The sequence below is a fragment of the Streptomyces sp. a15 genome (assembly GCF_059026085.1).
In genome coordinates this window covers 1-23,663 of record NZ_JBWLKM010000007.1, presented here as the reverse complement: position 1 = coordinate 23,663, position 23,663 = coordinate 1, and the positions used below count along the sequence as shown (strand labels likewise).

Here is a 23,663-nt window from a genome sequence, read left to right as displayed (position 1 = left end):
AGACCAAGGGGGCATGAAAAATAGCCCTGTTCCGGAGGACGGCTCGGACGCCGAGGTCGCACGCAACGCACACACTGCACGTGTGTGACGCGGTGTCTCAGGACCTCAGACGAGCAACGTCCTTCTCCAATCGACGGCAACAGGACCGCTGTACACCGTATGAGCGGCCCTGGGGGCTGTCAACGCATTAACTGAGCCCCGATCCCACCGTCCGAAGGAGACCCCGTGCACCCCGTGCCTCATGGCTCGCTCTCGCTCCCGGCCCGGCTGTGCCTGCTGGCCTGGGACAGCACGGAGACCGGTGTCGCCGACGCCGGCCGGCTGCCCGCTCTGGTCCGGGCCGGTGCCCTGGTCGAGCTGGTCCGGCGAGGTCTGCTCGTCGACGAGGACGGCGTCGCCACGCCGGCCGACATGGACTCCGACACAGGGGACCCCGTCCTCGACGGCCTGCTCGAACTGGTCCGGGAGTCCCGGCCGCACCGGTGGCGGACCTGGGTGACCCTGCGGGCGCGGATCACCCTGGACGCCGTACGGGAGCAGTTGGCCGCCGGGGGCTTCCTGCACGCCGAGAAGCGACGGGTCCTCGGAGTGTTCCCGACTGTTGAGTACGCCTTGGAGGGCGTCGCCGTGGTGGACGCGCTGCGTGCGGAGGCGCGCGCGGTCGTGCTGGGGCCGGTGCCGGTCACGGAGGTCTCCGAGCGGGACGCGGCCCTCGCCGTGCTCGCGGACGCCGCGGGGCTGGTGTCCGACGACGCACACGACCGGGGGCGCCTCGAAGAACTCACCGAGCGGGGCGGGGTGGCGGCACCGGTGTTGCGGACGGTCGTCCGGGAGGTACGGACGGCGAGGGCGGCGGCGTCCGCCCTCGACTGATCCGCCGCACGTCCCTGTCGGATTCCTGCCAGACCGCCCTGTGCGGCCGCTGGTTGAGTGAGGCGCATGACGAACCAGAGCATCCTGCGCGCCCGCGCTCTCGCCTTCCGCTTCCTGCACGTGCCGGGCAGCCCGCTCGTTCTGCCCAACGCCTGGGACACCGCGAGCGCGCGCATCGTCGAGGACGCGGGCGCGGCCGCGGTGGCGACCACCAGCGCGGGTCTCGCCTGGGCCCTGGGCGCGGCGGACGGCGACACGCTGGACCGCGACCGGGCCCTGGCGGCCGCGGCGGACATCGCCGCCGCGGTCGACGTGCCCGTCAGCGCGGACGTCGAGAGCGGTTACGCGAAGGACCCGGCCGGGGTGGCCGACACGATCCGTGCCGTGCTCGCCGCGGGCATGGTCGGCGTGAACATCGAGGACGCGCTGTACGGGGCCGGGGCCGGCCCGCTGCGGCCGGTCGGCCAGCAGGCCGAGCGAAGCGAGATGGGGGTCCCCCCGGACGGAGTCTGGGGGAGGATCGCCGCCGCCCGCGAGGCCGCCGACGCGGCGGGCGTGCCGTTGTTCGTCAACGCCCGCATCGACACGTTCCTGCGCGCCGCCGGGGGAGTCGACCTCACCCTGGAGCGGGCCGCCGCCTCTCTCGCCGCGGGCGCCGACGGCATTTTCGTTCCCGGGGCCGTCGACCCGGAGACGGTGAAGCTGCTCGCCGACGGCGTGGGCGGACCGCTGAACGTGATGGCCGGTCCCGGTGCCCCGCCGGTCGCCGAGCTGGCCGCGCTCGGCGTCGCCCGGGTGAGCGTCGGCTCGGGCATCGCCCAGGCCGCGCACGCCCTGGTCCGCCGGGCCGCCCGGGAACTGCTGGGCACGGGGACGTACGACGCGCTGGCGGACGGACTCGACTACGGCGAGCTCAACACACTGCTCGGCCGCTGACGCCGGCCGGGCTCAGCAGGCGTCCCGCATCAGCTCCGCCAAGTCGTGGTCCAGGTCCAGCTGGAGATGCTCCAGACCCACCGGCACCAGCTCACTGGTCGCCTCCAGGAACCGGCGCAGCTCGCCCGAGCGGATGTGCACGACGGCGGTGCCCTCGGGAGCGTGGAACTCCAGGACGGTGCGGTCGTAGCCGTACGGCCGCACCCGCACATCGCCGTGCCCCTCGGGCTCCCGGAGGCCGGCCGTGAGGAGTTCGCGGCTGAAGGTCCAGCAGACCTCCACGCCCTCCAGGGTGGCCGGGGCCGGGAAGGTCATGCGGACGGCGAACGGGTCGCGCCGGTCGTAGTGCAGCGTGGCGGGAATACTCGGCATCCGCGGCGCGGCGGCGACGAGCCGGGCCTCGACGGGCTGCTCGATGACGATGGACAACGCCTTGCTCCCTTGTGACGGCTGAACGGACTTCCGGGGATGAGGCCGGGCATGAAAAGAGACGACGGAATGAGCCAATCCGTGCACACCGATGTCGAGTGACCTCTGTCACCGTCTTCATTCACGGAAGTGACCAGGCTCTTCTCCTGGGGTGTGAAAGGCACTTGTGGCAAACGCAGCCTCCGGGGAGGGCGGTCGGCGCCCTCTGGACGGCACCCGGGCGGTGGGCTAGCTTCGCCCGCCATGAGGCGCTTGGGGATCACGCGACGCACGAGACGGCCCGGACGGACGAGGCGAGCGGTGGGCGCGGGGGTGGCGTGCGCGGCGGCGCTGGCCGCCCTGACCGCCGTACCCGCACAGGCGCAGGAGTCCGGACAGCGGACACCGCACTGGCAGGTGAAGGACACCGGCAGCACCGGTGTGCGGTTCCGGGGGCTCGCGGCCGTCGGCCGGGACACCGCCTGGGTGTCCGGCACCCAGGGCACCGTCCTGCGCACCACGGACGGCGGGGCGAGCTGGCGGAACGTCTCGCCGCCCGGCGCCGAAGAGCTGCAGTTCCGGGACATCGAGGCGTTCGACGCGCGGCGTGCGGTGGTGCTGGCCATCGGCGAGGGCGAGGCGTCCCGCGTCTACCGCACCGACGACGGCGGCGCGACCTGGACCGAGTCCTTCCGCAACACCGACGCGCGGGCCTTCTACGACTGCCTCACCTTCTTCGACCGCCGCCACGGCCTCGCGATGAGCGACCCGGTCGACGGCAAGTTCCGCATCCTGTCGACGAGCGACGGCGGCCGCTCCTGGACGGTGCTGCCCAGCGCCGGCATGCCGGCCGCGCTGCCCGGCGAGGCCGGGTTCGCGGCGAGCGGCCAGTGCCTGGTCTCCGCCGGATCCCGGGACGTCTGGCTGGCCACCGGCGGGGCCGCACGCGCGCGCGTGCTGCACTCCGCCGACCGGGGCCTGACCTGGACGGCCTCCGACACGCCGATCCCGGCGGGCGACCCGGCCCGCGGCGTCTTCGCGCTCGCCTTCCGGGACCGTACGCACGGTCTCGCGGTCGGCGGCGACTACCGCCCCGACCAGACGTCCACCGGCCCTGCGGCACGCACCGCCGACGGCGGCCGCGACTGGCGGCCCGCCGCCGAGCCGCCGCCCGCCTACCGCTCGGGCGTCGCCTGGCTCCCGTACAGCCGCACGGCCGCCCTCGCGGTCGGACCCACCGGCACGGACCTGACGACGGACGGCGGCCGCACCTGGCGGACGGTGGACACGGGCTCGTACGACACCGTGGACTGCACGCCCGACCTGGGGTGCTGGGCGGCCGGGGAACAGGGGCGCGTCGCCCGTCTGGAGAGCTGAGTCCGCAGGGTGTGCCGCATAGGTCCGGAATGCGGGTACCCGTTCCCCGAACGGGAAAGGAGTGAGCGGACATGCCACGTGGTTCGAGCTCCAAGCGGGAGCGCCAGTACGAGCACATCAAGGAGAGCGCCGAGGACCGGGGCGAGAGCAAGGGACGCGCCAAGGAGATCGCCGCTCGGACGGTGAACAAGGAACGCGCACGGTCCGGCGAGTCGAAGACCGCCAGCCGTACCTCGACCCAGGACATGTCGTCCGGCAAGCGGGGCGGCCAGCGGTCCGGCAAGGGCTCCGAGGGGCCCACCTACGACCAGCTCTACCAGGAGGCCAAGCAGCGGGGCATCAAGGGCCGTTCGGACATGAACAAGAGCCAGCTGCAGCGGGCGCTGGGCGGCAAGAGCTGAGCCTCAGGCCGGCGTCTCCCGGAACCGCTCCAGCCCCGGTGCCGTCTTCGTCGCGGCGAACTCGGCGATGCGGTACTCGCACACCCCGGCGGTGACGAAGGGATCGCCCGCGGCGATCCCCTCGATCCACGCCCGGTTCCCCGCGACGGCGAGGATCACCCGCCCTCGCGGGGATTCTTGGGCCCGGACGCCAGGAAGACCCCCTGCTCGTACAGCCCGTCGAGCCAGGCGACATGCGCCTCCAACACGGCGTCGACGGCATCGAGCGGGGCGGTGTAGGTCAGCTCCAGTACGAACATGATCGCGAGGCTACGCCGTCCGGGGGACGGGCCGTAGGCTCGTCCCATCATGACGACGGTAGGAACTCCCCCCGACTGGCCCGCGACCGAGGAGCAGGCCCGCGCGGTCCAGGACGAGTTGCGCGGGCGCGTGGTGCTCGACGAGCCGGGACCGCCGCCCGGCACGGGCCATGTGACCGGCGTAGACGTGGCCTACGACGACGAGCACGATGTCGTCGCGGCCGCCGCCGTGGTGCTGGACGCGGCGAGTCTCGACGTCGTCGCCGAGGCCACGGCCGTCGGCCGGATCTCCTTCCCGTACGTGCCCGGCCTGCTCGCCTTCCGCGAGATCCCCACGGTCCTCGCGGCCCTCGACGCCCTGCCCTGCCCGCCCGGCCTGGTCGTGTGCGACGGCTACGGCCTCGCCCACCCGCGCCGCTTCGGCCTCGCCAGCCACCTCGGCGTCCTCACCGGGCTGCCCACCATCGGGGTCGCCAAGAACCCCTTCACCTTCACCTACGACGACCCGGGCACCGCACGCGGCAGTACGGCCCCCCTGCTCGCGGGCACCGAGGAGGTCGGCCGCGCCCTGCGCACCCGCGCGGGCGTCAAGCCGGTCTTCGTCTCGGTCGGTCACCCCGTGGGCCTCGACAACGCCTGCGCCCACACCCTCGCGCTGACCCCCGAGTACCGGCTGCCGGAGACCACGCGCAGGGCGGACGCGCTGTGCCGACGGGCGCTGCGGGAAGCAACTCCCTGAGGAGGCGCGAGGACTGCGTCTGCGTACTGCTCTGCTGCTGCTCTGAGTACTGCTCCTGAGTACGTCGTCTGAGTACCTGTACGGATGTGGGCCGGCGGTCCGCTCGGCAGGCTGTGGCGCATGACCTCGCACCGTTCCCCGAAGCCCCTCGCCGACCCCGACCGCCCCGTCGAGCGTGCCGTGACCGCCGCGCTCGTCCTCGCCACCCTCGCGGGGCTCGGCTGGATCGTCGGCATGATCTACACCGTCGCCCAGTGGCCGCTGTAGGGCCCGCTCACCGGCTCCCGGCCACCCGGAAGGTGATCCCGGCCCGCCGCAGCCGCTCGGTCAGCGCGTCGCCCATCGCGACCGCCGTGGTGACCTGACCGGCGGTCGGCGGGAGGTCGTCGAAGGCCAGGCACAGTGCCGCCTCGGCGAAGATCTTCGCCGTCTCGCCGTACCCGGGGTCGCCGCCCGCGACCTCCGTGTACACCCGCCGGCCGCCGCCCTCGCCGACGAAACGGACCTTGAACCAGCTCTTCGCCCGCTTCTCCGGGCCGGGCCCCTCCCCGGGCTTGAGCCGGTCGGACAACCAGCGCCGCGCGGGCGGCAGTTGGGCCGCCGCGATCAGCGCGCCCACGGCCGCCACCCCGCCCACCGCGACCGGCAGGTGCCGTACCGCCGCGTACTCGCGGTAGCGGAAGTCCGGGCCGTACCGCTCCAGCGCCTGCGCGGACCGCCGGACGATCTGCGCGTCGATCGTCGGCAGGGGCAGCGCCCAGGCGCCGACCTCCGGGGCGAACCGTGGTGCGCCGGTCGGAGCGCAGACACGCCGGCCCACCAGGCGCGGCTCGTGCCGGCCGCGGTCCCGGGCGGCGGCCAGCATCTGCCGTCCGCGCGCGAACTGGTTGAGCGCCGAGGCGAAGGTGCCGCCCGAGAAGGTCGCGTCCGCGGTCACGAATCCGTCGACCTTCAGGGGTACGCCCTCCGGGAGCTGCCGGACGGTGAAGTACGCCCCCAGGTCGTGCGGCACCGAGTCGAAACCGCACGCGTGGACCAGCCGGGCGCCCGTCTCTCTCGCGCGTGCGTCATGGCGGACGTACATCAGGTCCACGAACTCCGGCTCACCGGTGAGGTCCAGGTAGTCCGCTCCGGAGTCCGCGCAGGCGGCGACGAGTTCCTCGCCGTGGGTCACATAGGGGCCGACCGTGGTGGCCACCACGCGCGCGTGCTCCGCGAGTTCACGCAGCGAGGCCGGATCCGACACGTCGGCCCTCAGCACCCCGACCGCCGAGCCGCCGGGCAGCCCCTCCCGCAGCCGGTGGAGCTTCTCCTCGCTGCGGCCGGCGATCGCCCAGCGCAGCCCCTCTGGAGCGTGCGCGGCCAGGTACTCGGCGGTGAGCGTGCCCACGAAGCCGGTGGCTCCGAAGAGCACGATGTCGTAGGGACGATCCGTCCTGTTCAGCCTGCTCATGACACCTCTTCGGTTTCGCCGCACGCGCCGTTGTCGGTGGCCGAGGCTAGCGTGAGGAGTGCGGAGCCCGCCGACGAGGCCGGAGGTGTGCAGGTGGCCGTGCCGAAGAACGCCCTGAAGAAGTGGGAGAAAGTGCGCGAGTTCGCTCTCGGGATGCCGGGTGCCACGGAGGAGTTCCCCTGGGGCGAGACCGTCGCCAAGGTCAACAAGAAGGTGTTCGCCTTCCTCGGTGTCGACGACGGCAGCTACCCGCTGGGCGTCACGGTGAAGCTCAAGGACGAGGCCGCCCACGCCCACGCGCTGACCTGCCCCGGCGCCGAACCCGCCGGGTACGGCCTCGGGAAGTCCGGCTGGGTGAGCGTCCCGCTGGAGCCGCGGGGCGCCCCGGCCGCCGAAGTGCTGTGCGACTGGGTGGAGGAGAGCTACCGCACGATCGCGCCGAAGCGGCTCATAGCCGAGCTCGACGGTCGCTGAGCCGGTCCACGGGGCACAATCCGACTAAGCGCTTGCTCTCCAGGTCTTGTGCCCGTTGGGCGGCGTTCTTAGCATCACTGGTGTTACATCGCTTGTGTCATACCTTTGGGGGCTGCATGGCAACGACGCCGAGGCCGGGCCCGCTCTCCGGCGTACGCGTGGTCGAGCTGGCCGGGATCGGGCCCGGCCCGTTCGCCGCCATGCTCCTGGCCGATCTGGGCGCCGACGTGGTGTGTGTGGACCGGCCCGGTGGGTCCGGGCTCGCCGTCGACCCGGAGTTCGACGTCACCAACCGCAACAAGCGCTCGGTGATCGTCGACCTCAAGGCACCCGACGGTCCCGCCCGTGTCCTCGACCTCGCCGCCCGCGCCGACGTCCTCGTCGAGGGCTACCGCCCCGGGGTCGCCGAGCGCCTCGGCGTCGGCCCCGAGGACTGCCACGCCCGCAACCCGAAGCTCGTCTACGGCCGGATGACCGGCTGGGGCCAGGAAGGCCCCCTCGCCCCGCGCGCCGGGCACGACATCGCGTACATCGCGCTCACCGGCACCCTCGGCATGATCGGCGAACCGTCCCGGCCGCCCGCCGTCCCGGCCAACCTGCTCGGGGACTACGCGGGCGGCTCCCTGTACCTCGTCGTCGGCGTCCTCGCCGCCCTGCACCACGCCCGCGCGACCGGCACCGGGCAGGTCGTCGACGCCGCCATCGTCGACGGCACGGCCCACCTCTCCGCGATGATCCACGGCATGCTCGCCGCCGGCGGCTGGCAGGACCGGCGCGGCGCCAACCTCCTCGACGGCGGCTGCCCCTACTACGGCACCTACGAGACCGCCGACGGGAAGTACATGGCCGTGGGCGCCCTGGAGCGGCAGTTCTACGAGGAGTTCCTGAGCCTGCTCGGCCTCGAGGAGCACACCGGGGCCCGCAAGGACTGGACCCGCTGGGGCGAGCTGCGCGAGGCCGTCGCCGCCCGCTTCACATCCCGCACCCGGGATGAGTGGACGGCCGTCTTCGAGGGTTCCGACGCCTGCGTGGCGCCCGTACTGACCCTGCGCGAGGCCCCGCAGCACCCGCACCTGGCCGCCCGCGGCACCTTCACCGACCACGACGGCATCACCCAGCCCGCCCCCGCACCCCGCTTCTCCGCCACCCCGACGGAGGTCCGCACCGGCCCTGCTCAGCCGGGCGCCGACACCGTGGACGTGGCACGCGACTGGGACGTACCCGACCTCCTGAAGGGCCTCGGATGAAGCGGCAGATCTTCGCCCCCGAGCACGACGTGTTCCGCGGGACCGTGCGCAGCTTCCTGGCCAGGGAGGTGCTGCCGTACTACGAACAGTGGGAGAAGGACGGCATCGTCTCCCGCGAGGCCTGGCGGGCGGCCGGCAAGCAGGGCCTGCTCGGGCTCGCCGTGGACGAGGAGTACGGAGGCGGCGGCACCGCCGACTTCCGCTACAGCGCCGTCCTCGCCGAGGAGTTCACCCGCGCGGGCGCCCCAGGGCTCGCCCTCGGCCTGCACAACGACATCATCGGCCCGTACCTGACCGGCCTGGCCACCGAGGAACAGAAGCGGCGCTGGCTGCCCGGCTTCTGCGACGGCACACTGATCACCGCCATCGCCATGACCGAGCCCGGCGCCGGATCCGACCTCCAGGGCATCCGCACCCACGCCGAGGACCGGGGCGATCACTGGCTGCTCAACGGCTCCAAGACGTTCATCTCGAACGGCATCCTGGCCGACCTGGTGATCGTCGTGGCGAAGACGACACCGGAGGGCGGCGCGCACGGCCTGTCGCTGCTCGTCGTCGAACGCGGCATGGAGGGCTTCGAGCGCGGCCGCAACCTCGACAAGATCGGCCAGAAGGCGCAGGACACGGCCGAGTTGTTCTTCCACGACGTGCGCGTGCCCAAGGAGAACCTCCTCGGCGAGCTCCACGGCGCCTTCGTGCACCTGATGACGAACCTCGCCCAGGAGCGCCTGAGCATCGCCGTCGCCGCGATCGCCGCCGCCGAGCACCTGCTGGAGATCACCACGGAGTACGTCAAGGAACGCGAGGCCTTCGGCCGGCCCCTGGCGACCAAGCAGCACATCCGCTTCGAGATGGCCGAGATGGCCACCGAGTGCGCCGTCACGCGGGCGTTCCTCGACCGCTGCATCGAGGAGCACTCCAGCGGCGGACTCGACGCCGTGCACGCCTCCATGGCCAAGTGGTGGGCGACCGAGCTGCAGAAGCGGGTCGCCGACCGCTGCCTCCAACTCCACGGCGGCTACGGCTACATGACCGACCATCCCGTCGCCCGGGCCTTCACCGACGGGCGTATCCAGACCATCTACGGCGGGACCACCGAGATCATGAAGGAGATCATCGGCCGATCCCTGCTGGGCTGACCCTCCCCGAAAGGCTTGATGTGAGCACCGAAGCGTACGTGTACGACGCGATCCGCACCCCGCGCGGCCGCGGCAAGGCGAACGGCGCCCTGCACGGCACGAAGCCCATCGACCTGGTCGTCGGGCTCATCCACGAGATCCGCGACCGCTTCCCGGGCCTCGACCCGGCCGCGGTCGACGACATCGTGCTCGGCGTCGTCGGCCCGGTCGGCGACCAGGGCTCCGACATCGCCCGGATCGCCGCCGTCGCCGCGGGACTGCCGGACACGGTGGCGGGCGTCCAGGAGAACCGCTTCTGTGCCTCGGGTCTGGAGGCCGTCAACATGGCCGCCGCCAAGGTGCGTTCCGGCTGGGAGGACCTCGTCCTCGCGGGCGGCGTCGAGTCGATGTCCCGGGTGCCGATGGCCTCGGACGGCGGCGCCTGGTTCAACGACCCGATGACGAACCTCGCCACCAACTTCGTGCCGCAGGGCATCGGCGCGGACCTCATCGCCACCATCGAGGGCTTCTCCCGCCGGGACGTCGACGAGTACGCGGCGCTCTCGCAGGAGCGGGCGGCGACCGCCTGGAAGGAGGGCCGCTTCGACCGGTCCGTCGTCCCGGTCAGGGACCGCAGCGGCCTCGTAGTCCTCGACCACGACGAGCACCTGCGCCCGGGGACGACCGCCGACTCCCTCGGCAAGCTGAAGCCGTCCTTCGCCGACATCGGCGACCTCGGCGGCTTCGACGCCGTGGCCCTGCAGAAGTACCACTGGGTGGAGAAGATCGACCACGTCCACCACGCGGGCAACTCCTCCGGCATCGTGGACGGCGCGTCGCTGGTCGCGATCGGCTCCAAGGAGGTCGGTGACCGCTACGGGCTCACCCCGCGCGCGCGGATCGTCTCCGCCGCCGTCTCCGGCTCCGAGCCCACCATCATGCTCACCGGCCCCGCCCCCGCCACCCGCAAGGCCCTCGCCAAGGCCGGGCTGACCATCGATGACATCGACCTCGTCGAGATCAACGAGGCCTTCGCGGCCGTCGTCCTGCGCTACGCGCGGGACATGGGCCTGTCCCTTGACAAGGTCAACGTCAACGGCGGAGCCATCGCGCTGGGCCACCCGCTCGGCGCCACCGGCGCCATGATCCTCGGCACGCTCGTCGACGAACTGGAGCGCCAGGACAAGCGCTACGGCCTCGCCACCCTCTGCGTGGGCGGCGGCATGGGCATCGCCACGATCGTCGAACGCATCTGAATCCCCGGCGGAAATCCGGACCCAGGAGACCTCTGATCCGGATCCAAGAGACCTCTACGGAGACCCTGTCATGACACAGAGCACCACCATCCGCTGGGAACAGGACCGCACCGGCGTCGTCACCCTCGTCCTCGACGACCCGGACCAGTCCGCGAACACCATGAACCAGGCGTTCCGCGACTCCCTCGCGGTGATCACCGACCGCTTGGAGGCCGAGAAGGACACCATCCGCGGCATCATCATCACCTCCGCCAAGAAGACCTTCTTCGCCGGCGGCGACCTGCGCGACCTCATCCGCGTCACCCCCGAGACCGCGCGGGAACTCTTCGACGGTGGCATGGCCATCAAGCGCGACCTGCGCCGCATCGAGACCCTGGGCAAGCCGGTCGTCGCCGCCATGAACGGCGCGGCCCTGGGCGGCGGCTACGAGATCGCCCTGGCCTGCCACCACCGCATCGCCCTCGACGCCCCCGGCTCCAAGATCGGCTGCCCCGAGGTCACCCTCGGCCTGCTCCCGGGAGGCGGCGGCGTCGTCCGCACCGTCCGCCTGCTCGGCATCGCCGACGCGCTCCTCAAGGTCCTCCTCCAGGGCACCCAGTACAGCCCCCAGCGCGCCCTGGAGAACGGTCTCGTCGACGACGTGGCCGCCACCCAGGATGAACTCCTCGCCAAGGCCCGCGCCTTCATCGAAGCCAACCCCGCCTCGCAGCAGCCCTGGGACAAGCCGGGCTACCGGATCCCCGGCGGTACGCCCGCCCACCCCAAGTTCGCGGCGAACCTGCCCGCCTTCCCCGCCACCCTGCGCAAGCAGACGGCCGGTGCGCCCTACCCAGCGCCGCGCAACATCCTCGCGACCGCTGTCGAGGGCTCCCAGGTCGACTTCGAGACCGCCCAGGTCATCGAGGCCCGCTACTTCGTGGAGCTGGCCGCCGGGCAGACCTCGAAGAACATGATCCAGGCGTTCTTCTTCGACCTCCAGGCCGTCAACTCCGGCGCGAACCGCCCCAAGGGCATCGAGCCGCGCCCGGTCCGCAAGGTCGCCGTCCTCGGTGCCGGGATGATGGGTGCGGGCATCGCCTACTCGTGCGCCCGCGCCGGCATCGACGTCGTCCTCAAGGACGTCTCTCCCGAAGCGGCCCTCAAGGGCAAGGGCTACTCCGAGAAGCTGTGCGCCAAGGCCGTCTCCCGGGGCCGCACGACGCGGGAGAAGGCGGACGCGCTGCTCGCCCGCATCACGCCCACCGCCGACCCTTCCGACCTCGCGGGCTGCGACGCCGTCATCGAGGCCGTCTTCGAGGACACCTCGCTCAAGCACAAGGTGTTCCAGGAGATCCAGCACCTCGTCGAGCCGGACGCGCTGCTGTGCTCCAACACCTCCACCCTCCCCATCACCGCCCTCGCCGAAGGCGTCGAGCGCCAGGCCGACTTCATCGGGCTGCACTTCTTCTCGCCCGTCGACAAGATGCCGCTCGTCGAGATCATCAAGGGCGAGCGCACCGGCGAGGAGGCCCTCGCCCGCGCCTTCGACCTGGTCCGGCAGATCAAGAAGACGCCGATCGTCGTCAACGACTCGCGCGGCTTCTTCACCTCACGCGTCATCGGGCACTTCCTCAACGAGGGCGTGGCCATGGTCGGCGAGGGCATCGAGCCCGCGTCGGTCGAACAGGCGGCGGCGCAGGCCGGCTACCCGGCCAAGGTGCTGTCCCTGATGGACGAGCTGACGCTCACGCTCCCGCGCAAGATCCGAGGCGAGACCAGGCGGGCCGTGGAGGAAGCGGGCGGCACCTGGACGGCCCACCCGGCCGAGGCCGTCATCGACCGCATGGTCGACGAGTTCGGCCGCACCGGTCGCAGTGGGGGAGCGGGCTTCTACGAGTACGGGGAGGACGGTGCGCGGACCGGCCTGTGGCCGGGGCTGCGGGAGCACTTCACGCGCAAGGACGCGGAGATCCCCTTCGAGACTGTGCCTTTCAAAGACATGCAGGAACGCATGCTCTTCTCCGAGGCGCTCGACACGGTGAAGCTCCTGGAGGAGGGCGTCCTGACGTCCGTCGCGGACGCCAACATCGGTTCCATCTTCGGCATCGGCTTCCCGGGATGGACGGGGGGTGTCCTGCAGTACATCAACGGCTACGAAGGCGGGCTGCCGGGCTTCGTGGCACGCGCGCGTGAGCTGGCCGAGCGGTACGGGGAGCGGTTCGCGCCGCCCGCGCTGCTGGTGGAGAAGGCGGAGAAGGGGGAGCGGTTCGGGGACGGGTGATGTCTGGCGGCGGGCGGCGATTCTCGCCCCCGCCGCCCCCTGGGACGGGGCGGGAAGCGCGCGGAGGTGTCCACGTCACTCCGTCGCCCACTCCCGCAGCTCCTCCCTGAGGGACCGCTGGAAGGTGGTCAGCAGCGCCTGCACGACCAGCGGATGCATGTGCGCGGACAGCGACCGCACATCCTGCGCGTCCCGCTCCGACACCTCGCCGCGGAAGAGCTCCGCCAGCTCGTGGGCAGCCGCGCGCGAGTGCTCGACGAGGACGTTCCGGGACGCCAGGATCGCCTCCTGCGACAGCGGTACGTCGAGCAGCTGGACGCCGAGCCGGAGCAGGCCCAGGTCGACGCGGTAGGAGTCGCCGTCCGCCCGGACCACGCCCATCGCGGTGAGCCGCGCCATGTCCCCGTCGTCCAGCTCCCGCCCCGCCCGCCGCCGAAGTTCCTCCCGCGACAGCGTCTCCACCGTGTCCGGCGCCCAGGAGGTGACCACGGCCCGGTGGATGGCGAGGTCGTGCGCGCTCAGGTCCGGCGGCAGCTGCTGCAGATAGCGCTCGATGGCCGCCAGCGTCATGCCCTGTTGCTGCAACTCCTCGATCAGCGCGAGCCGCGCGAGGTGCTCCCGGCCGTAGTGACCGACCCGCCGCGCACCGATCACCGGCGGGGGCAGCAGACCCTTGGTGCCGTAGAAGCGGACCGTGCGGACCGTGACACCCGCCCGCGCGGCCAGCTCGTCGATAGTGAGGGTCGGCTCCCCGGCAGCTGTGGTGTCGGTCGTCATGTGCAGCAGTATCGCTGTCTCACCAATGGTGTGAAACCTCTTGGGCGCCCTCTGGGCCCAACTGTGTGCGATGTGCACCTATGTGACATGTGCCACCGCGTGTGAGGTGCGTTCCGGGGCAGGCGACCCCTCGGCCTGTGCCTTGTTCACCGAGCGGCAAACCGAGCGGCAAACCGACCGGCACGGGCCGCATCACGTCCGGACACCCGAGCGGAACCCGCCGGGGCGCACCAGAGAGTGGAACCACCCGTGAGCAAGGACGCCGTGAAATCGGCACAGACCGGCTCCCGCACCGGGGCGGCCACGACGCCCGTGGACGCGGGCGACGCCGGCTACAGCAAGGACCTCAAGGCCCGTCACGTCAACATGATCGCCATCGGCGGCGCGATCGGCACCGGACTCTTCCTGGGAGCCGGCGGCCGCCTGCACGACGCGGGCCCGGCGCTCGCACTCGCCTACCTCGTCTGCGGCGTCTTCGCCTTCTTCGTCGTCCGGGCCCTCGGCGAGCTGGTCCTCTACCGCCCGTCGTCCGGTTCCTTCGTGTCGTACGCGCGGGAGTTCCTCGGCGAGAAGGGCGCCTACGTCGCCGGCTGGATGTACTTCCTCAACTGGTCGACGACCGGCATCGCCGACATCACCGCGATCGCCCTCTACACGCACTACTGGAGCCTGTTCACCGACATCCCGCAGTGGACGCTGGCGCTGATCGCCCTCGCGGTGGTCCTGGCGGTGAACCTGATCTCGGTGAAGTACTTCGGCGAGATGGAGTTCTGGTTCGCGATCATCAAGGTCGCCACCCTCGTCGGCTTCATGCTGATCGGCATCTTCCTGCTGGCCACCCGGCACGAAGTGGGCGGTGGGACACCCGGCTTGGGCGTGATCACCGACAACGGGGGCGTCCTCCCGCACGGCCTGATGCCCGTCGTCCTCGTCATGCAGGGCGTGATCTTCGCGTACGCCGCTCTGGAGCTGGTCGGCGTCGCCGCGGGCGAGACCGCCGAGCCGGAGAAGGTCGTCCCGCGCGCGGTGAACTCGATCATGTGGCGGGTGGGCCTGTTCTACGTCGGCTCGGTCGTCCTCCTGGCCCTGCTGCTGCCCGGCTCGGTCTACTCGGCCGGCGAGAGCCCCTTCGTCACGGTCCTGTCGAAGATCGGTGTACCGGCGGCGGGCGACGTGATGAACCTGGTGATGCTGACGGCCGCGATGTCGTCGTTGAACTCCGGCCTGTACTCCACGGGCCGCATCCTGCGCTCCATGGCGATGGCGGGCTCGGCCCCGAAGTTCACCGCCCGCATGAACCGCAGCCAGGTTCCCTACGGCGGCATCCTGCTGACCTGCGCGGTCTGCGTCCTCGGCGTCGGCCTCAACTTCCTCGTGCCGAGCCAGGCCTTCGAGATCGTGCTGAACGTCGCCTCCCTCGGCATCATCAGCACCTGGGTGATCATCATGGTCTGCCACCTGGTCTTCGTCCGCCGCGCGCGGGCCGGCCTCGTGGCCCGCCCCTCCTTCCGCCTGCCCGGCAGCCCGGTCACGGAGATCACCACGATCGCCTTCCTGCTCGCCTGCCTCGGCATGATGGCGAACGACCCCGAGGTCGGCCGCAGGACACTGCTGCTCATCCCGGTGATCGCGGTCCTGCTGGTGGGCGGCTGGTTCGGGATCCGGCGCAGGGTCGCCAGGGCGGCGGACCAGGAGCCGGCGGGGTTCACCGAATCGGGGTTCACCGAATAACGAGGGGCCACTGTCAGTGGCGGCCTCTACGGTGGCGTCATGTCGGAGATCACGTACGTCCGGGGTGACGCCACCGTTCCGTCGGTCAAGGGCGTCAAGCTGATCGCCCATGTCTGCAACGACATCGGGGGCTGGGGGAAGGGTTTCGTCCTCGCCGTCTCGCGGCGCTGGCCGGAGCCGGAGGCGGCGTTCCGGGCCTGGCACCGTGACCGCGCGGCGAACGACTTCGGTCTGGGCGCGGTCCAGTTCGTGCAGGTGGAACGATATGTGTGGGTGGCCAACATGGTCGGTCAGCGGGGGACACGCACGGGCACACGCACGGGCAGCAAGGGCGTGCCCGTGCGGTACGAGGCGATCGACGCGGCGCTGGGCAGGGTGGCCGACAAGGCGGCCGAGCTCGGCGCCTCCGTGCACATGCCCCGCATAGGGTGCGGCCTGGCCGGAGGCAAGTGGTCCCGGGTCGAGCCCCTGGTCACCGAGCGGCTGGCGAAGCGGGACATCGCGGTGACGGTGTACGACCACGGGGACTGACCGAGCCCCCGTCAGGCGGCCCGGAACGCCCGTACCAGACACTCGGTGAGGCGTGCCGCGATGCTCCCGTCCGGATCCAGCCGGGGATTGAAGATCGTGACCTCGAAGCCGACGGCTCCCGGGCCGGACAGCGCGGTCCGCAGCACGGTCTCCAGCTCCTGCCAGGTCAGCCCGTCGGGCAGGCGGTAGTCGACCGCGGGCATGATCGCGTCGTCCAGCACGTCGGCGTCGAGATGGATCCAGTAGCCGTCGGCACCGCCCGGGCGGTCCACCGCGAGCAGGTCGACCGCACTGCCTGCCGCCCGGTCCACGCCGAGGGCACGCACGTCGTACAGGTCCATCGCGTGCAGCTCGGCCGGCAGCGGCTGCATCCCGGCCGCCGCGGACTCCTCCGCGTCCCGGAAGCCGAGGGCGACCACGTCCTCGTCCCGCACCAGCGGCCCCCGGCCCTCCAGATCGGCCAGGACGTCCGGCCCGCGGCCGGTGGCCAGGGCGAGCTCCATGGAGGCCACCTCGCCGGCCGGCTCCGCCGCGGGCTGGTAGAAGTCGGTGTGCCCGTCGAGGAAGAGCAGACCGTGGCGACCCCGGCGGTGCAGCGCGAGCAGACTGCCGAGCAGGACACTGCAGTCACCGCCCAGGACCACCGGGAACCAGCCGTGGTTGAGGACACCGCCCACCGCGTCGGCCAGCGCGAGGGAGTACGCCGCGATGCCGTCCGGGTTGAGGACCCCGGTGTCCGGGTCCCGCCGCGAGTCGTACGCGGGCGGCTCGACCCGGCCCGCCCGCACCGCCCCCAGCCCCTCGGCCAGCCCGGCCCCGAGCAGCGCCCGCGGCAGCTCCTCGACACCGGTCGGCCGCAGCCCCAGCACGGACGGCGCCTCGATGACCGCCACGTTCCGCACGTCCGACACCTCCGTCAGTCCGGCGGCGCCGGCCGGCTCACGCGTCCGGCGCATGAGCCAACCGTAGACCGCCGGGCAGAACGGGGCCCCTCAGTGAGCGTGCTCGTGCTCGTGCACGTCGTTCGTCGCCGCGATCTTCTTCCACGACCTCGGCCTCGGCTGTACGGGAGCCGCCGCGGACTGGGCCAGGGAGGCGTCCCGCGCCGCGGGCGCCGCCGGCTTCACCGGCTGGAACAGCCACGTGTCGAACAACGCGGCCAACGGCTTGCCGGACACCTGCTCGGCGTACTTCTGGAAGTCGGCGACCGACGCGTTGCCGTGCGCGTACTTCTGCGGCCAGCCCTTCAGGATCGCGAAGAACGCCTCGTCACCGATCTCGTTGCGCAAGGCCTGCAGAGCCAGCGCACCACGGTCGTAGACGGCGAGGTGGAACTGGTTCTCCGGCCCCGGATCCCCGGGCTTCACCGTCCAGAACGGGTCGTCGGCCGGATGCGAGGCGTACACGTAGTCGGCGAGTTCCTGTGCCGTCCCCTCGCCCTCGTGCTCGGACCACAGCCACTGGGCGTACCGCGCGAAGCCCTCGTTGACCCAGATGTCCTTCCAGCCGGCGACGGACACGAGATCGCCGTACCACTGGTGGGCCAGCTCGTGCACGACCACGGAGGTGTTCGTCCCGGCCGCGAACTGGCGCGGGCTGTAGAAGGGCCGGGTCTGTGTCTCCAGCGCGTACCCGGTGTCGGTGTTCGGCACGTACCCGCCGAGCGCGTTGAACGGATACGGCCCGAAATAGCCGGTCAGCCAGTCCGCGATCTCCCCTGTCCGCTCGATGCTCGCCCGCGCCGCGCCGTAGTTGTCGCCGAGGTCCTTGCTGTAGGCGTTGACGACCGGGATGCCGCTCTCGGTCGTGCCGGTCGTGACGTCGAACCTGCCGACCGCCAGGGTCGCGAGATAGGTGGCCTGCGGCTTGTTGGACCGCCAGTTGTAGCGGGTCCAGCCGGCGCGTGAACTCGTCGACTGGAGCGTGCCGTTGGAGATGGCCTGGGTGCCGTCCGGCACCAGCACGGACACGTCGTAGGTGGCCTTGTCGAGCGGATGGTCGTTGCTGGGGAACCACCACCAGGCCGCCTCGGGCTCGTTCGCCCCGACACCGCCGTCCGGAGTGCGGTGCCAGCTGGTGAAGCCGTACGCCTGTTTCGACGACGGCACACCGCGGTAGCGCACCACGACGGTGATGTCGGTGCCCTTCGCGAGCGGGGTCTTCGGGGTGATCTCCAGCTCGTGCTCGCCGGAGGTCGCCAGCGACGCCTTCGCGCCGTTGACCCGCACCTCGCTCACGTCCAGCAGGAAGTCCAGATTGAACCGCGACAGATCCTGGGTGGTGCGGGCCAGCAGGGTCGCCGTGCCCTCCAACTCGTCCGTGGACGGCTGGTACTTCAGCCGCAGGTCGTAGTGGGAGACGTCGTATCCGCCGTTGCCGTAGTCCGGGTAGTAGGGGTCGCCGATGCCCGGCGCACCAGGGGAGTGACTTGCGGCCGATGCCGGGATCGCCAGCAACAGGGTGGCCGACGCGAGTGCGCCCGGCGCGGTGATTCTGCGGTGCACAAAAGCTCCAAGTCGTAGGGGCACGAGGTCAGTTCGAAGGCTATTGATTCCCTGTGGACCCGGGTATGTCCACGGCCACCGCTGTCACATGAATGCCATTCGGCCCTCATGAACCCACGGCTCCGGAGGCCTCATGCGCCTCTCGCCTGTCCGGTTGCCCTCTTCTGCACGGGAGTTGACCGATGTACCGTCCGCGCATGCCGATACGCATGCGCTTCACGACCTGGAGATCGCTCGCCACGGCCGCCGTCGCCGCCCTGGTGGCAGCCCTCGTCACCCCGATGGCCGCCCACGCCGCCCCACAGGAGAGCAGACCTGTCTACTCGTACGAGAACGCCGTCCGCGAGGCCGTCTGGGTGGACACCGGACTCGACGGCGACAGCGACGGGAAGTCGGACCGCGTCGCCGTCGACATCGTCCGGCCGCGCGAACCCGCCCAACAGGGCCGCAAGATACCTGTGATCATGGACGCCAGCCCGTACTACTCCTGCTGCGGACGCGGCAACGAGAGCCAGAAGAAGACGTACGACGCCGCGGGCAACGTCGTCCAGATGCCGCTGTTCTACGACAACTACTTCGTGCCCCGCGGCTACGCCTTCGTCGGCGTCGACCTCGCCGGAACCAACCGCTCCGACGGTTGTGTGGACGTCGGCGGACGCTCCGACATCCAGTCCGCGAAGGCCGTCGTCAACTGGCTGAACGGCCGCGCCAGGGCCTACACCAGCCGCACCGGCACCACCACCGCCAAGGCGAGCTGGACGAACGGCAAGACCGGCATGATCGGCAAGAGCTGGGACGGCACCATCGCCAACGGCCTCGCCGCCACCGGAGTCAAGGGACTCAAGACCATCGTCCCGATCAGCGCCATCTCCACCTGGTACGACTACTACTTCTCCAAGGGCGCCCCGCTCTATGACTCGGGCCCCGACTGGCTGTCCAACTACGTCGACAGCCCCGACGCCCGCGCCAAGTGCGCCGCCGTCCAGCAGGAACTCGTCGCCGGAGCCCCGCGCACCGGCGACCGGACCCCGCTGTGGAGCGAGCGCGACTACGTCAAGGCCGCCTCCAAGGTGAAGGCCAGCGTCTTTCTGATCCACGGCCTCCAGGACCTCAACGTCCGTATGCAGCACGTCGGTCCGTGGTGGGACGCCCTCGCAAAGAACGGCGTCGAGCGCAAGATCTGGCTCTCCCAGACCGGCCACGTCGATCCCTTCGACTTCCGCCGCACCGCCTGGGTCGACACCCTGCACCGCTGGTTCGACCACGAACTCCTCGGCTACGACAACGGCATCGACCGCGAGCCCATGGCCGACATCGAACGCCATCCCGACCAGTGGGTCACCTCGAAGGCCTGGCCGCCGCGCGGCACCGACACCACCACCCTGCGCCCCGCCGAGGGCAGCCAGGAGGGCGTCGGCACGCTCGGCCTGCGCAAGGGCAGCGGCACGGAGACGTTCACCGACAACCCGCAGTTGAGCGAGACCGACTGGGCGGCGCAGATCGACACGTCGACCCCCGACAAGGCGGGCTTCGTGACCGGGCCGCTCACCCGCGACCTGCGCGTCTCCGGCTCCTCCAAGGTCACCGTCACCGCGACCCCGACCACGTCGACGGCCCACCTGTCCGCCGTCCTGGTCGACCTGGGCCCCGACACGATCCGCGACTACGCGGCGAGCGGCGAGGGCATCAGCACGCTAAGCGACCGCACCTGCTGGGGCGTGAGCACCACGGGCGACAGCTCCTGCTTCAGGGAGACACAGGCGAAGACCACCGACGTGGACTACACGGTCGTCAGCCGCGGCTGGGCCGACCTCGGCAATCACGCCTCCGACTCGAAGGGCGTCCCGCTCACCCCGGGCAAGGCGTACACCATCACCCTCGACCTCGGGGCCACCGACCACGTCGTCCCGGCAGGCCACCGCCTCGCACTGATCGTCGCGGGCACGGACAAGGACCTCATCGACCCGCCGTCCACCACCCCCACCCTGACGGTCGACCTGTCCCGTACGTCCGCCCGCGTCCCGCTCGTCGGCGGCGCGGCCGCGTTCGCGCGCGCCACCGCGGGCTCCGCGTCCGCCGCCCCCGAGGCCACGCCCCTCGACGGGGTCCAGGCACCGCGCACCGCCCAGCGCGTCCCGGAGGGAGCCCGGTGATCCGCACCCTGACACTCGTGACGGCCGCCCTGGCCGCATCCCTGATCGCGACCCCGGCCGAGGCCACACACACCCCGCCCCGCACCGGCTTCGAGGAGTCGAACGGCGCCCGCTGGACCGGGGAGTCCGAGGAGCAGGACTTCCTGGCGGCCGTCGACCGGGCGAGCAGCCGCGTCTCGGTCGCCTCCATCGGTACGACGAAACAGGGCCGCCCGGTCCAACTCGTCCAGGTCGGCGCGCGGAACGCCCCGAACAAGGTGCTGCTCGTGTGCAGCCAGCACGGCGACGAACCGTCCGGCCGCGAGGCCTGCCTCACCACGGTGCGCGACCTGGCGTACGCGCAGGACGGGCCGACCCGCCGCTTCCTGGACCGCACCACCGTCCTCGTCGTCCCCACCGCCAACCCCGACGGCCGCGCCGCCGACACCCGCGGCAACAGCGACGGCGTCGATGTCAACCGCGACCACCTCGCCCTGCAGACGGCCGAGGGCCGCGCCCTGGCCGCCGTCATTCGAGACCAACGGCCCGACGTCATCTACGACTTGCACGAGTACGGCGCCACGCCGCCGTACTACGACAAGGACCTCTTCGACCTGTGGCCGCGCAACCTCAACACCGCCGCGGCCGTCCACGACGAGGCCGAGACCCTGTCCCGGGCGTACGTACGCCCCGCCGCGCAGAGCGCCGGGTACACGACCGGTACGTACGGCATCTGGACCGACCCCGTCACCGGTGAACCGATCCGGCAGGTCGCCGGCGACGGTCAGGAACGCATCCTGCGGAACATGTCCGGAATCAAGCACTCGCTGGGCCTGCTCATCGAAAGCCGGGTCGAGCCGCTGACGGACGTCGGGGAGGCCGTCAACAACAAACGCCGGGTGGACTCCCAACTCGCTGCCCTGAAGGGGCTGTTCGGGTTCACCGGCGAGCGCCGGGCGCAGGTCGAGGCGGCGACGAACGCGGCCCGGCTCGCGGGCTACGCCGACACCGGCCCCGTCTACGTCGGCGGCGCCGACAACGACCCGCCCGAACCGGCCGAGGTGATCCCGGACCCGCCCTGCGGCTACCGGCTCACCGCCGACCAGTACGCGGAGGTGCGCGACGAACTCGCCCTGCACGGAGTGAGAACGAAGGGCACCTACGTCCCGCTCCGCCAGCCCCTGCGCGCCCTCGTCCCGCTGCTCCTCGACGAACGCGCCCCGTACCACCTCACGGTCGGGGAGCCCGACACCGACTGCTGAAGCGGGGGAGATACACGGCACTTGTGGCAGGTCCTAGGGCGCGTGCGGAACATGCGTACCCGCGGGCTTACCGGGGAAGATGCCGCAAATGACGGAAGACCTGAAGAAGAGGGGAGGCCGGGAAGGTCCTTCGGACGTTTCCGGCCACCAAACGGACCGAGTGGTGTTCGGCGTCGCCGCTGTCATCACCGTGGCCTTCGTGCTCTGGGGCGCGGTGGCGACGGACTCGCTGGAGAGCGCCTCCACGAAGATGCTCAACAGCCTGATCCACAACGGCGGCTGGGGCTTCATACTGGCGGCCTCGTGCTTCGTCGTCTTCGCGCTGTGGCTCGCGGTCAGCCGCTACGGCCGGATCCACCTCGGCGCGGAGGGCGAGGAGCCCGAGTTCCGCACGGTGTCCTGGGTCGCGATGATGTTCAGCGCCGGCATGGGCATCGGCCTGATGTTCTACGGCGTGAGCGAACCTCTCTCGCATTACACGACCGCACCGCCGGGCACCAGCCCCGCCGACTCCGCCGAACGGATGGAGACGGCGATGGCCACCACGCTGTTCCACTGGACGCTGCACCCCTGGGCGATCTACGCGGTGGTCGGTCTGGGTATCGCCTACAGCACCTTCCGCAAACGCCGGCGCCAGACCATCAGCGCGGTCTTCACGCCGCTCATCGGCGAGAAGCACGCTAACGGCATCCCGGGCCGGGTGATCGACATCCTCGCGATCATCGCCACCGTCTTCGGATCCGCGGCCTCACTGGGCCTGGGCGCGCTCCAGATCGGTTCCGGTTTCCAGGAGCTGGACTGGATGGACGACGTGAGTACCGGCCTGCTCGTCGCGATCATCGCCGTGCTGACCCTGGCCTTCGTCGCCTCGGCGGTCTCCGGCATCGAGCGGGGCATCCAGTGGCTGTCCAACATCAACATGATGCTGGCCCTCCTGCTCGCCCTCTTCGTGTTCGTCGCGGGCCCCACGATCATCGTTCTCGACCTGCTGCCCACCTCCGTCTTCTCCTACCTCGGTGATCTGCCGCAACTCGCCGGCCGCACCGAGGCCAGTGCCGGCGCGGGCGTCGCGGACTGGCTCGGCAGCTGGACCGTCTTCTACTGGGCATGGTGGATCTCCTGGACCCCCTTCGTCGGCATGTTCATCGCCCGCATCAGCCGGGGCCGCACCATCCGGCAGTTCGTCGGCGGCGTCATCCTCGTGCCCAGCACCGTCAGCCTCGTCTGGTTCGCGGTCTTCGGCGGTACGGCGATGAAGCTGAAGGAGGGCGGCGCGCTCGGCGGCGAGGCGACCCCCGAGGGACAGCTTTTCGGCGTCCTGCAGGAGTTCCCGATCGCGACCGTCACCAGTCTGCTCGTGATGATCCTCGTCGGTATCTTCTTCGTCTCCGGCGCCGACGCCGCGTCCATCGTGATGGGTACGCTCTCCCAGAAGGGCGCGCTGGAGCCGGGCCGACTGGTCGTGGTGTTCTGGGGTGTGGTGACCGGAGCTGTCGCCGCCATCATGCTGCTCGTCGGCAGCGGCCAGGGCGACGCGCTCACCGGGCTGCAGAACCTCACGATCCTGGCCGCCGCGCCCTTCGTCCTCGTGATGATCGGCATGTGCGTCGCCCTCATGCGCGATCTGCGCCAGGACCCGGTCATCGTGCGCGGCGAGATGGCCTCCGAGGCCGTCGAACTCGCCGTGATCGAGGGCCACAAGAGGTACGACGGAGAGTTCGAGATCAGGGTCGGCCCCGGGTCGGGCACCGAGACGGTGGGCGACCCACTCGGCCACGACCACGGCTGAGCACGCTCGCGCAGAGGCTCTAGGGGGTGTTTCGAAAGTCCTGTGCGGTGCCCGCGGTGTCCGGTGCGTGCTCTCGGTGTGCCGGACGGAAGGCCC

At 71.2% G+C, this 23,663-nt stretch carries 21 protein-coding genes and 1 pseudogene; 16 read left to right on the top strand and 6 right to left on the bottom strand.

What is annotated here, in order from left to right; all coding sequences use genetic code 11:
• Nucleotides 1-234: 234 nt before the first annotated feature.
• Together AC5P09_RS10235 and AC5P09_RS10230 are read left to right on the top strand one after the other, a co-directional pair.
• Nucleotides 235-873 (top strand): GOLPH3/VPS74 family protein, encoded by a 639-nt coding sequence (locus tag AC5P09_RS10235; protein ID WP_493873692.1) that lies wholly within the window; start codon nucleotides 235-237, stop codon nucleotides 871-873.
• A gap of 66 nt (nucleotides 874-939) precedes the next feature.
• Nucleotides 940-1,809 (top strand): isocitrate lyase/PEP mutase family protein, encoded by an 870-nt coding sequence (locus AC5P09_RS10230; protein ID WP_493873541.1) that lies wholly within the window; start codon nucleotides 940-942, stop codon nucleotides 1,807-1,809.
• Between the two features lie 12 nt (nucleotides 1,810-1,821).
• Here AC5P09_RS10230 and ssgD read toward each other — a convergent pair whose 3' ends face one another.
• A complete protein-coding gene (ssgD, locus tag AC5P09_RS10225) occupies nucleotides 1,822-2,238 on the bottom strand; it encodes a spore wall synthesis regulator SsgD (RefSeq protein ID WP_493873540.1) in 417 nt (138 codons plus the stop codon).
• Nucleotides 2,239-2,481: 243 nt separating this feature from the next.
• On the opposite strand from ssgD, the gene AC5P09_RS10220 reads away from it, so the two are divergent.
• A complete protein-coding gene (locus AC5P09_RS10220; protein ID WP_493873539.1) occupies nucleotides 2,482-3,594 on the top strand; it encodes a WD40/YVTN/BNR-like repeat-containing protein in 1,113 nt (370 codons plus the stop codon).
• 71 nt (nucleotides 3,595-3,665) lie between these two features.
• Entirely contained in the window at nucleotides 3,666-3,995 is a 330-nt protein-coding gene (locus AC5P09_RS10215; RefSeq protein ID WP_493873538.1) for a plasmid stabilization protein, read from the top strand.
• Nucleotides 3,996-3,998: 3 nt separating this feature from the next.
• Here AC5P09_RS10215 and AC5P09_RS10210 read toward each other — a convergent pair.
• Nucleotides 3,999-4,294 (bottom strand): annotated as a pseudogene (locus AC5P09_RS10210) (YciI family protein).
• 49 nt (nucleotides 4,295-4,343) lie between these two features.
• Here AC5P09_RS10210 and AC5P09_RS10205 point away from each other — a divergent pair.
• Together AC5P09_RS10205 and mmpA are read left to right on the top strand one after the other, a co-directional pair.
• Nucleotides 4,344-5,033, top strand: a complete 690-nt coding sequence (locus AC5P09_RS10205; protein ID WP_493873537.1) for an endonuclease V — start codon at nucleotides 4,344-4,346, stop codon at nucleotides 5,031-5,033.
• A gap of 120 nt (nucleotides 5,034-5,153) precedes the next feature.
• Nucleotides 5,154-5,300, top strand: coding sequence for a morphogenic membrane protein MmpA (gene mmpA / locus AC5P09_RS10200; RefSeq protein WP_307678520.1), 147 nt, complete (start codon nucleotides 5,154-5,156; stop codon nucleotides 5,298-5,300).
• A 7-nt stretch (nucleotides 5,301-5,307) separates the two neighbouring features.
• Here the strand turns inward: mmpA and AC5P09_RS10195 are convergent, their stop codons facing one another.
• Nucleotides 5,308-6,486 (bottom strand): saccharopine dehydrogenase family protein, encoded by a 1,179-nt coding sequence (locus AC5P09_RS10195; protein WP_493873536.1) that lies wholly within the window; start codon nucleotides 6,484-6,486, stop codon nucleotides 5,308-5,310.
• Nucleotides 6,487-6,579: 93 nt separating this feature from the next.
• Here AC5P09_RS10195 and AC5P09_RS10190 point away from each other — a divergent pair, with 93 nt between their 5' ends.
• The 5 genes from AC5P09_RS10190 to AC5P09_RS10170 all read left to right on the top strand — a co-directional run bounded on the left by AC5P09_RS10190 (nucleotide 6,580) and on the right by AC5P09_RS10170 (nucleotide 12,841).
• Nucleotides 6,580-6,960 (top strand): MmcQ/YjbR family DNA-binding protein, encoded by a 381-nt coding sequence (locus AC5P09_RS10190; protein ID WP_493873691.1) that lies wholly within the window; start codon nucleotides 6,580-6,582, stop codon nucleotides 6,958-6,960.
• A 116-nt stretch (nucleotides 6,961-7,076) separates the two neighbouring features.
• Entirely contained in the window at nucleotides 7,077-8,207 is a 1,131-nt protein-coding gene (locus tag AC5P09_RS10185; protein ID WP_493873535.1) for a CaiB/BaiF CoA transferase family protein, read from the top strand.
• Entirely contained in the window at nucleotides 8,204-9,346 is a 1,143-nt protein-coding gene (locus AC5P09_RS10180; protein WP_493873534.1) for an acyl-CoA dehydrogenase family protein, read from the top strand. The genes AC5P09_RS10185 and AC5P09_RS10180 overlap by 4 nt, the downstream gene beginning before the upstream one ends.
• Before the next feature lie 20 nt (nucleotides 9,347-9,366).
• On the top strand, nucleotides 9,367-10,581 hold the full coding sequence (locus AC5P09_RS10175; RefSeq protein ID WP_493873533.1) for an acetyl-CoA C-acetyltransferase: 1,215 nt from the start codon (nucleotides 9,367-9,369) through the stop codon (nucleotides 10,579-10,581).
• 70 nt (nucleotides 10,582-10,651) lie between these two features.
• Nucleotides 10,652-12,841 carry a 3-hydroxyacyl-CoA dehydrogenase NAD-binding domain-containing protein gene (locus AC5P09_RS10170; RefSeq protein WP_493873532.1) on the top strand — a complete coding sequence of 730 codons (2,190 nt, stop codon included), beginning with the start codon at nucleotides 10,652-10,654 and terminating at the stop codon, nucleotides 12,839-12,841.
• Nucleotides 12,842-12,916: 75 nt separating this feature from the next.
• Here the strand turns inward: AC5P09_RS10170 and AC5P09_RS10165 are convergent, their stop codons facing one another.
• Nucleotides 12,917-13,618 carry a MerR family transcriptional regulator gene (locus tag AC5P09_RS10165; protein ID WP_493873531.1) on the bottom strand — a complete coding sequence of 234 codons (702 nt, stop codon included), beginning with the start codon at nucleotides 13,616-13,618 and terminating at the stop codon, nucleotides 12,917-12,919.
• Between the two features lie 249 nt (nucleotides 13,619-13,867).
• On the opposite strand from AC5P09_RS10165, the gene AC5P09_RS10160 reads away from it, so the two are divergent.
• Both AC5P09_RS10160 and AC5P09_RS10155 read left to right on the top strand, forming a co-directional pair.
• Entirely contained in the window at nucleotides 13,868-15,349 is a 1,482-nt protein-coding gene (locus AC5P09_RS10160; protein ID WP_493873530.1) for an amino acid permease, read from the top strand.
• Nucleotides 15,350-15,388: 39 nt separating this feature from the next.
• Nucleotides 15,389-15,880: a macro domain-containing protein gene (locus AC5P09_RS10155; protein WP_493873529.1), complete on the top strand. Its 492-nt coding sequence runs from the start codon at nucleotides 15,389-15,391 to the stop codon at nucleotides 15,878-15,880.
• Between the two features lie 11 nt (nucleotides 15,881-15,891).
• Here AC5P09_RS10155 and AC5P09_RS10150 read toward each other — a convergent pair whose 3' ends face one another.
• Nucleotides 15,892-16,836 (bottom strand): arginase family protein, encoded by a 945-nt coding sequence (locus AC5P09_RS10150; RefSeq protein WP_493873528.1) that lies wholly within the window; start codon nucleotides 16,834-16,836, stop codon nucleotides 15,892-15,894.
• A 36-nt stretch (nucleotides 16,837-16,872) separates the two neighbouring features.
• Nucleotides 16,873-18,384 carry a M1 family metallopeptidase gene (locus tag AC5P09_RS10145; RefSeq protein WP_493873527.1) on the bottom strand — a complete coding sequence of 504 codons (1,512 nt, stop codon included), beginning with the start codon at nucleotides 18,382-18,384 and terminating at the stop codon, nucleotides 16,873-16,875.
• 197 nt (nucleotides 18,385-18,581) lie between these two features.
• Here AC5P09_RS10145 and AC5P09_RS10140 point away from each other — a divergent pair, with 197 nt between their 5' ends.
• The 3 genes from AC5P09_RS10140 (at nucleotide 18,582) to AC5P09_RS10130 (ending at nucleotide 23,567) form a co-directional block, all read left to right on the top strand.
• Nucleotides 18,582-20,537 (top strand): Xaa-Pro dipeptidyl-peptidase, encoded by a 1,956-nt coding sequence (locus AC5P09_RS10140; protein ID WP_493873526.1) that lies wholly within the window; start codon nucleotides 18,582-18,584, stop codon nucleotides 20,535-20,537.
• Complete coding sequence (locus tag AC5P09_RS10135; RefSeq protein ID WP_493873525.1) at nucleotides 20,534-21,778, top strand: M14 family metallopeptidase; 1,245 nt, start codon at nucleotides 20,534-20,536, stop codon at nucleotides 21,776-21,778. The genes AC5P09_RS10140 and AC5P09_RS10135 overlap by 4 nt, the downstream gene beginning before the upstream one ends.
• Before the next feature lie 88 nt (nucleotides 21,779-21,866).
• Nucleotides 21,867-23,567, top strand: a complete 1,701-nt coding sequence (locus tag AC5P09_RS10130) for a BCCT family transporter (RefSeq protein WP_493873524.1) — start codon at nucleotides 21,867-21,869, stop codon at nucleotides 23,565-23,567.
• Nucleotides 23,568-23,663: the final 96 nt, after the last annotated feature.

What these genes read in the sequence shown, in the direction of transcription:
- AC5P09_RS10170 (WP_493873532.1), top strand. Translation starts at nt 10,652, where the DNA reads ATGACACAGAGCACCACCATCCGCTGGGAACAGGACCGCACCGGCGTC.
- AC5P09_RS10205 (WP_493873537.1), top strand. Translation starts at nt 4,344, where the DNA reads ATGACGACGGTAGGAACTCCCCCCGACTGGCCCGCGACCGAGGAGCAG.
- AC5P09_RS10140 (WP_493873526.1), top strand. Translation starts at nt 18,582, where the DNA reads ATGCCGATACGCATGCGCTTCACGACCTGGAGATCGCTCGCCACGGCC.
- AC5P09_RS10180 (WP_493873534.1), top strand. Translation starts at nt 8,204, where the DNA reads ATGAAGCGGCAGATCTTCGCCCCCGAGCACGACGTGTTCCGCGGGACC.
- AC5P09_RS10165 (WP_493873531.1), bottom strand. Translation starts at nt 13,618, where the DNA reads ATGACGACCGACACCACAGCTGCCGGGGAGCCGACCCTCACTATCGAC.
- AC5P09_RS10230 (WP_493873541.1), top strand. Translation starts at nt 940, where the DNA reads ATGACGAACCAGAGCATCCTGCGCGCCCGCGCTCTCGCCTTCCGCTTC.
- AC5P09_RS10150 (WP_493873528.1), bottom strand. Translation starts at nt 16,836, where the DNA reads ATGCGCCGGACGCGTGAGCCGGCCGGCGCCGCCGGACTGACGGAGGTG.
- AC5P09_RS10195 (WP_493873536.1), bottom strand. Translation starts at nt 6,486, where the DNA reads ATGAGCAGGCTGAACAGGACGGATCGTCCCTACGACATCGTGCTCTTC.
- AC5P09_RS10215 (WP_493873538.1), top strand. Translation starts at nt 3,666, where the DNA reads ATGCCACGTGGTTCGAGCTCCAAGCGGGAGCGCCAGTACGAGCACATC.
- AC5P09_RS10185 (WP_493873535.1), top strand. Translation starts at nt 7,077, where the DNA reads ATGGCAACGACGCCGAGGCCGGGCCCGCTCTCCGGCGTACGCGTGGTC.
- mmpA (WP_307678520.1), top strand. Translation starts at nt 5,154, where the DNA reads ATGACCTCGCACCGTTCCCCGAAGCCCCTCGCCGACCCCGACCGCCCC.
- AC5P09_RS10130 (WP_493873524.1), top strand. Translation starts at nt 21,867, where the DNA reads ATGACGGAAGACCTGAAGAAGAGGGGAGGCCGGGAAGGTCCTTCGGAC.
- AC5P09_RS10155 (WP_493873529.1), top strand. Translation starts at nt 15,389, where the DNA reads ATGTCGGAGATCACGTACGTCCGGGGTGACGCCACCGTTCCGTCGGTC.
- AC5P09_RS10220 (WP_493873539.1), top strand. Translation starts at nt 2,482, where the DNA reads ATGAGGCGCTTGGGGATCACGCGACGCACGAGACGGCCCGGACGGACG.